9 protein-coding genes and 2 tRNA genes are annotated in these 5759 nt (G+C 67.1%); 4 read left to right on the top strand and 7 right to left on the bottom strand.

The features are described 5' to 3' along the window. Positions 1-1138 (top strand): Stk1 family PASTA domain-containing Ser/Thr kinase (locus VGG53_RS08480; protein ID WP_331517602.1); only part of this gene is annotated, 1138 nt, incomplete at its 5' end. On the opposite strand, the gene VGG53_RS08475 is transcribed toward VGG53_RS08480, so the two are convergent. After that, complete coding sequence (locus VGG53_RS08475; protein ID WP_331517601.1) at positions 1116-1811, bottom strand: aminodeoxychorismate/anthranilate synthase component II; 696 nt, start codon at positions 1809-1811, stop codon at positions 1116-1118. The genes VGG53_RS08480 and VGG53_RS08475 overlap by 23 nt on opposite strands. A gap of 57 nt (positions 1812-1868) precedes the next feature. Then, positions 1869-2657 (bottom strand): DUF881 domain-containing protein, encoded by a 789-nt coding sequence (locus VGG53_RS08470; protein ID WP_331517600.1) that lies wholly within the window; start codon positions 2655-2657, stop codon positions 1869-1871. 90 nt (positions 2658-2747) lie between these two features. Here VGG53_RS08470 and crgA point away from each other — a divergent pair, with 90 nt between their 5' ends. Then, entirely contained in the window at positions 2748-3029 is a 282-nt protein-coding gene (crgA, locus tag VGG53_RS08465; protein WP_331517599.1) for a cell division protein CrgA, read from the top strand. Between the two features lie 155 nt (positions 3030-3184). After that, complete coding sequence (locus tag VGG53_RS08460) at positions 3185-3601, top strand: PH domain-containing protein (protein ID WP_331517598.1); 417 nt, start codon at positions 3185-3187, stop codon at positions 3599-3601. A gap of 18 nt (positions 3602-3619) precedes the next feature. Here VGG53_RS08460 and VGG53_RS08455 read toward each other — a convergent pair whose 3' ends face one another. After that, positions 3620-4168 (bottom strand): peptidylprolyl isomerase, encoded by a 549-nt coding sequence (locus VGG53_RS08455; RefSeq protein ID WP_331517597.1) that lies wholly within the window; start codon positions 4166-4168, stop codon positions 3620-3622. Positions 4169-4267: 99 nt separating this feature from the next. Here VGG53_RS08455 and cwsA point away from each other — a divergent pair, with 99 nt between their 5' ends. Next, the gene (gene cwsA, locus VGG53_RS08450) at positions 4268-4693 is read left to right on the top strand and encodes a cell wall synthesis protein CwsA (RefSeq protein WP_331517596.1); all 426 of its coding nucleotides are present in this window, start codon (positions 4268-4270) and stop codon (positions 4691-4693) included. 15 nt (positions 4694-4708) lie between these two features. Here the strand turns inward: cwsA and VGG53_RS08445 are convergent. The 4 genes from VGG53_RS08445 to VGG53_RS08430 all read right to left on the bottom strand — a co-directional run. Further along, a tRNA-Ala gene (locus VGG53_RS08445) sits at positions 4709-4781 on the bottom strand. After that, on the bottom strand, positions 4772-4894 hold the full coding sequence (locus VGG53_RS08440; protein WP_331517595.1) for a hypothetical protein: 123 nt from the start codon (positions 4892-4894) through the stop codon (positions 4772-4774). The genes VGG53_RS08445 and VGG53_RS08440 overlap by 10 nt, the downstream gene beginning before the upstream one ends. A 26-nt stretch (positions 4895-4920) precedes the next feature. After that, positions 4921-4994: transfer RNA gene (locus VGG53_RS08435), tRNA-Ile, on the bottom strand. Between the two features lie 58 nt (positions 4995-5052). After that, positions 5053-5759: DUF3566 domain-containing protein (locus tag VGG53_RS08430; protein WP_331517594.1), on the bottom strand; the 707-nt coding region annotated here is incomplete at its 5' end.

Genomic DNA, 5759 nt, shown 5'->3' with positions numbered 1-5759 from the left:
CGCCGTCGTGCTCAAGGCGCTGGCCAAGAATCCCGAGAACCGCTACCAGACCGCCGCCGAGATGCTCGCCTACCTGATTCGGGTGCACAACGGCGAGCCGCCGGAGGCGCCCAAGATTCTCACCGATGCGGACCGCTCGTCGTTGATGGCAGCGCCGCATTCGTCGGATTCGTCAGGAACGCAGACCAATCCGCTGCCCCGTCAGCAGCTCGACTTCATCCGCGAGCGCGGTCCCGGTTCGGTGAGCCGCTGGGTGATCGCCGTCGCGGCGCTGGCGGTGCTGACGGTTGTCGTGACGGTCCTGATCAACACGTTCGGCGGCGGCATGCGCAACGTGCAGATCCCCGATGTCCGCAATCAGGCGTCGGCTGACGCGATCGCGGCGCTGCAGAACCACGGCTTCAAGACCCGCACCCAGCAGAAGCCCGACTCGACCGTCCCGCCCGACCATGTCATCGGCACCGATCCCGGCGCCAACACCAAAGTTGGTGCCGGCGAGCTGATTACGGTCAACGTGTCTACCGGGCCCGAGCAGCGCGAAGTGCCCGACGTGTCGTCGCTGAGCTATGCCGCCGCGATCAAGAAGCTCAAAGCCGCCGGCTTCGGCCGCTTCAGGCAGGTCAACTCGCCGTCGACGCCGGAGACCAAAGACAAGGTCATCGGCACCAATCCGCCGGCCAATCAGACGTCGGCGATCACCAATGAGATCGCCGTGATCATCGGCTCCGGTCCGTCGACCAAGCAGGTTCCCGAGGTCGTTGGGCAGACCGCCGACGAGGCGCAGAAGAATCTCACGGTGTACGGCTTTTCCAAGTTCGCTCAGGCCTCGGTGGACAGTCCCCGCCCGGCCGGCGCCGTGATCGGTACCAATCCGCCTGCGGGAGCCAGTGTTCCGGTCGACACGGTGATCGAGTTGCAGGTGTCCAAAGGCAACCAGTTCGTGATGCCCGATGTAACCGGAATGTTCTGGACCGACGTAGAACCGCGGTTACGCACGCTGGGCTGGACCGGGATCCTGGACCGGGGCCCCGACGTCGATGCCGGTGGCTCCCAACACAATCGGGTGGTGTATCAGAGCCCGTCAGCCGGCCAGGGTGCGAACAAGGACGGCAGCATCACGCTGAAGTTCGGTCAGTAGCCACTGGGTTCATCTCGGCGGAGTGGCGCACCGTGGCCAGGCTGTCCACCAGCTCGCTCTCCAGCTTCCGCACCAGACTGTCGTCACGGACCCGGCCGCAGTCGGCCAGCCAATTTGCCAGCATCCGGTGCCCGCCTTCGGTGAGGATCGACTCCGGGTGGAACTGCACGCCGTGAATCGGCAACTCCGCGTGCCGCACCCCCATGATCACGCCGCTGCGGGTGCGGGCGGTCACCTCCAGCTCGGCGGGCAACGTCTCGGGCATTATGGTCAACGAGTGGTACCGGGTCGCGGTGAAGGGATCTGGAAGGCCTTGCAGCACACCGGCATTCGTGTGGTACACACTGCTGGTCTTGCCGTGCAGCAATTCGGGAGCCCGGTCCACGGTGGCGCCGAAGGCCACGCCGATGGCCTGATGGCCGAGGCACACACCCAGCAGCGGGGTACGTGCGCCCGCGCAGGCACGCACCAGGTCGATCGATGCGCCGGCCCGTTCCGGGGTGCCCGGACCAGGGCTCAGCAAGATCCCGTCGACCTCGGCGGCGACGGCGGCGGGATCGGCCAACCGCGCGTCGTCGTTGCGCCAGACCTGGGCCTCGACACCCAACTGGCCGAGGTATTGCACCAGGTTGAACACGAAGCTGTCGTAGTTGTCGACGACCAAGATCTGCATCGTGTCAGGCTACCGTTGCGCCAATCGCCGGTCTGGCTCCGGACGTCGCAGGTGAGCTCAGTAACTCACCGGGCCGGCGGGCTGAGCGAAGTGCATCCGCACCGGATCGGTGTGCCCCACCACCCGGGCATCGGGAGTCCCTTGCTCGGCGTAGCCGAGGCCGAATCGCACTACGTACTGCTTGTAGAGGATCACCAACGGAGCCGCGGCCAGCGCCGCCTGCATGGCCGTGGTGTCGCCGATCGCGGTGATCCGGTACGGCGGGCTGTAGGTTCGCCCGTTGAGCAGCAATGTATTGCCCACGCACCGGGGTGCCGAGGTGGCGATGATGCGCTGATCCTGCATCTGGATCGCCTCCGCGCCGGCGCCCCACAACGCGTTGACCACGGCCTGGATGTCCTGCTGGTGCACGACGAGATCGTCCGGGGATGCGTCGCGGGGAAAGCGGCCGTTGGCGTCGCGCTGCGCGTCGTTGAGCGTGACTATCAGACCGGGTCCGTGGACGGGGTCCAGGCCGGCATCACCGGCCAGTTCGGCGGACCGCCGCAGCATCGCGGCAAGGGCGGTGTCGGTGAAGCGGCCGTGCGTCGAGTCGATGGCGTTGGACAGCCGGTCCCGTTCGGCCGTCAGGCGGGCGACCGCGGACTGCTCGCTGCGCACCAGATCCACCAGCCGTGGCGCATCGCTGCGACGGATCTCGCCCCCGCGCGATACCCCGTGGGTGGCACCGAGCAGCAGCCCCGCCGCCAGACACACCACCGGAACGGCTATCCGCCACGGTGACGGAGGGGTTCCCCCCTGGCGGCGATGCGGGCCGCGCACCGGCCGGGGGATGCGTCTGGCCATCGGCTCTCCGTCCGCTGCTGGTGAGTGCGTTACGCTCGTCGTTGCACTTGCCCTGAAATACCGTAGCTCCGAGGCAGCCCCGAGGTCGAAATGCCCAAGTCCAAAGTCCGCAAGAAGACCGACTTCACCGTCAGCGCGGTGAGCCGCACCCCGGTCAAGGTCAAGGCCGGCCCGTCCAGCGTGTGGTTCGTAGTGCTGTTCTGCGGCTTGATGCTGCTCGGCCTGGTGTGGCTGATGGTATTCCAGTTGGCCGCGACGGGCCCGGATGCGCCGTCGCTGCTCAACTGGATGGCAGAACTGGGCCCGTGGAACTACGCCGTCGCGTTTGCTTTCATGATCACTGGCTTGTTGCTCACGATGCGGTGGCGGTAGGCGCAGTCGCCGCCGACACGCGGTTGTTTCGGCTCCGCGGCGTTGCTGGGCTGGCAACCATGCGGAGATCGGATCACACGCGTGTTATTCATCCCCATTGTTGATAGCGCTTGTGGATAACCCCATCGGCAGTGGCTAGACCCCCTAGGAACGTCGTGCAGCAAACGCAGTGGGCGCCATCTTCTGCCGGAATTGCTGCTTGTGGCCTCGTCGGCATTGTGATGGCTATCTCATGTGTGACCGTTGTCACAGACCCCCCCGGCCGTCTCCTGCTCGGTATTTCCGGGGCCGGGCTGATCTTGTTTGCCGGCGGCACTTGGCGCGCGCGCCCGAAGCTGGCAATCACCACCGACGGCCTGCAGGTCGGCGGGTGGACCGGACCTCAGCACCTGCGCCCACCCGACATCAAGATCATCCGGATCACCGAGTTCCGCCGGCTCGGGCGCAGAATGCGACTGCTCGAGATCGACGCCACCGACGGTCGGCTGTTCGTCTTGTCCCGCTGGGACCTCGGTACCGACCCACTCGACGTGCTGGACGCGCTGACTGCCGCCGGTTACGCCGGGACCTGACTTCGCGCCGCGACGGCGTCAGGAAATCGTGATCGACTCGATGACGACAGGCTCGGTCGGGCGGTCGCCGGGACCGGTGGCGGTGGTGGCGATGGTGTCGACTACGTGCTGCGAGTCCGGGTCCACGACCTCGCCGAAGATGGTGTGCTTGCGGTTCAGGTGCGGGGTCTTGCCGACAGTGACGAAGAACTGCGAGCCGTTGGTTCCCGGGCCCGCATTGGCCATCGCCAGCAGGTAGGGCTTGTCGAATCCCAACTCCGGGTGAAACTCGTCGGCGAACTTGTAGCCGGGGCCGCCTCGGCCCGTGCCGGTGGGGTCGCCACCCTGGATCATGAACCCGCTGATCACCCGGTGGAAGACCGTCCCGTCGTAGAACGGACCGGAGCTACCCCCGGAAGCGTTCTCGGTCGAATACTCCTTGGTGCCTTGGGCCAGGCCCACGAAGTTGGCGACGGTCTTGGGTGCGTGGTTTCCGAACAACGCGACCTTGATGTCGCCGCGGTTGGTGTGCAGTGTGGCAGTGGCGGTCTGAATGGGGCTGGTAGTCACGGGATCACAGTCTGCCATCACGGTCCGCCCCGCCGGACGTCCGGTGCCCCGACGCCGTGTGGCACTGTAGGGCGTAGTCCGAAGGCGGTCTTGCAAAAGGGCCGGGAAAGGCGAGAGATGCGCGCAGAAAACCCCGCCCGGCTGACCCCGCGGGAACGCCTGAACCGCGGTCTGACATACACCGCGGTCGGGCCGGTTGACCTGACCCGTGGCGTGGTTGGCCTTGGCGTGCACTCCGCGCAGGCCGGCGCGTCGAACCTGCGTCGTCGCTACCGCGCGGGCCGGCTGGCCCGCGAGTTACGCAGCGCCCAAGAGGCTTTGGCGCACGAGCTGGCGGGCGCCCAAGAAGTGGTCGCCGCTTTGCCGGAAGCGCTTCAGCAGGCCCGGCGGGCTCGGTGCCGCGGGCCGCGGCCATGGGTGCTCGCCGGGGCCGCCGCGGTGGTGCTCGCCGCCGGCGCGGCCGTGTTCTCGATCGTGCGTCGCTCGTCGCATCAGGAGCCCTCGCAGCTGCCGCCGAGCGTGGAGGTGGAACCGCGGCTCTAGCCGGGTCGGATTATGTGGAGCCTAGGGGATTCGAACCCCTGACTTCTGCCTTGCAAAGGCAGCGCTCTACCAACTGAGCTAAGGCCCCTCGCGTCGATCATCGATCTGGTCGGCCGCCATGTGCCAGACCTCGACTTCGCGTTGAGATCGGATCGCCACCGCCAGCACCGCGATCGCGGCCAGCGGCAACACCAGTCTCACGAAACGTCTTGGCGAACACATGGTTGTGGGCCTAGGAGGACTCGAACCTCCGACCTCTTCGTTATCAGCGAAGCGCTCTAACCACCTGAGCTATAGGCCCGCACGCGCACACGGACGAGCGACGAGATTACCGCACCGGAGCGTCTGCGCCCAAAACGCTAGTCCCGGTCGGCCAGTGTCACCTCGACGCCGCCGATCAAGTCGGTTGTCAGGTTGTAGATGAAAGCACCTATCGTCGCCGCGGCGGTGAGCAGGACGATGTTCACCAACCCGATCAGCACCGCACCGCCGAAGATGGTGCCGCCGGACACCAGCTCGGCGCTGCCGCTGGTGTTGTTGAGCAGATCCCCGACGTTGCTGTTGAGCTTGCTCCACACGCCCATGCCGCCGAGTACCAGGTACAGGAATGCGACGGCGATCATCCAGACGAAGAACAACGCCACCGAGAGCACCGCCGACACCTTCAGGGTGCTCCACGGGTCTACTCGCCGGATCTGCATGCTGGCCCGCAGCGGTCCGCGGGGCCGCGAGGACACCTGGATGCGGCCTTCCGGCCGAACCGGCGCGGTCGGCGTATCGGCCGGGCGCTCATCGGCCGATTTGCGTTGTCCCGTACGGGGTATCGGCCCGGAAAGGTCGGGCAACTCGCTGACATAGGTGTCGCTTTGCCCGGGAGCCGGTGCCGGGTCGGCCTCGGCTGGTGGTGGCGTCCTGGCCGGACCCGGCGCAGCCGTGCCGGAGATGAACCGGTTCAAGCGAGCCTCGGCGGCCGGGCTCGCGGTGCCGCGGCCAGCCGGGCGCTGTTGGGGCTGCGAGGGGCGGGCGGCGGGCCGCTTACGCGGCGTCGCGGCGGCCTCAGAGCCCG

It is taken from the genome of Mycobacterium sp. (assembly GCF_036490025.1).
In the GTDB taxonomy this organism is placed as follows: domain Bacteria; phylum Actinomycetota; class Actinomycetes; order Mycobacteriales; family Mycobacteriaceae; genus Mycobacterium.
This window is presented reverse-complemented; position numbering and strand designations above follow the sequence as displayed.

Coding starts and splice junctions, on each gene's coding strand:
- VGG53_RS08475 (WP_331517601.1), bottom strand. CDS start 1,811: ATGCAGATCTTGGTCGTCGACAACTACGACAGCTTCGTGTTCAACCTG.
- VGG53_RS08470 (WP_331517600.1), bottom strand. CDS start 2,657: ATGGCCAGACGCATCCCCCGGCCGGTGCGCGGCCCGCATCGCCGCCAG.
- crgA (WP_331517599.1), top strand. CDS start 2,748: ATGCCCAAGTCCAAAGTCCGCAAGAAGACCGACTTCACCGTCAGCGCG.
- VGG53_RS08455 (WP_331517597.1), bottom strand. CDS start 4,168: ATGGCAGACTGTGATCCCGTGACTACCAGCCCCATTCAGACCGCCACT.
- cwsA (WP_331517596.1), top strand. CDS start 4,268: ATGCGCGCAGAAAACCCCGCCCGGCTGACCCCGCGGGAACGCCTGAAC.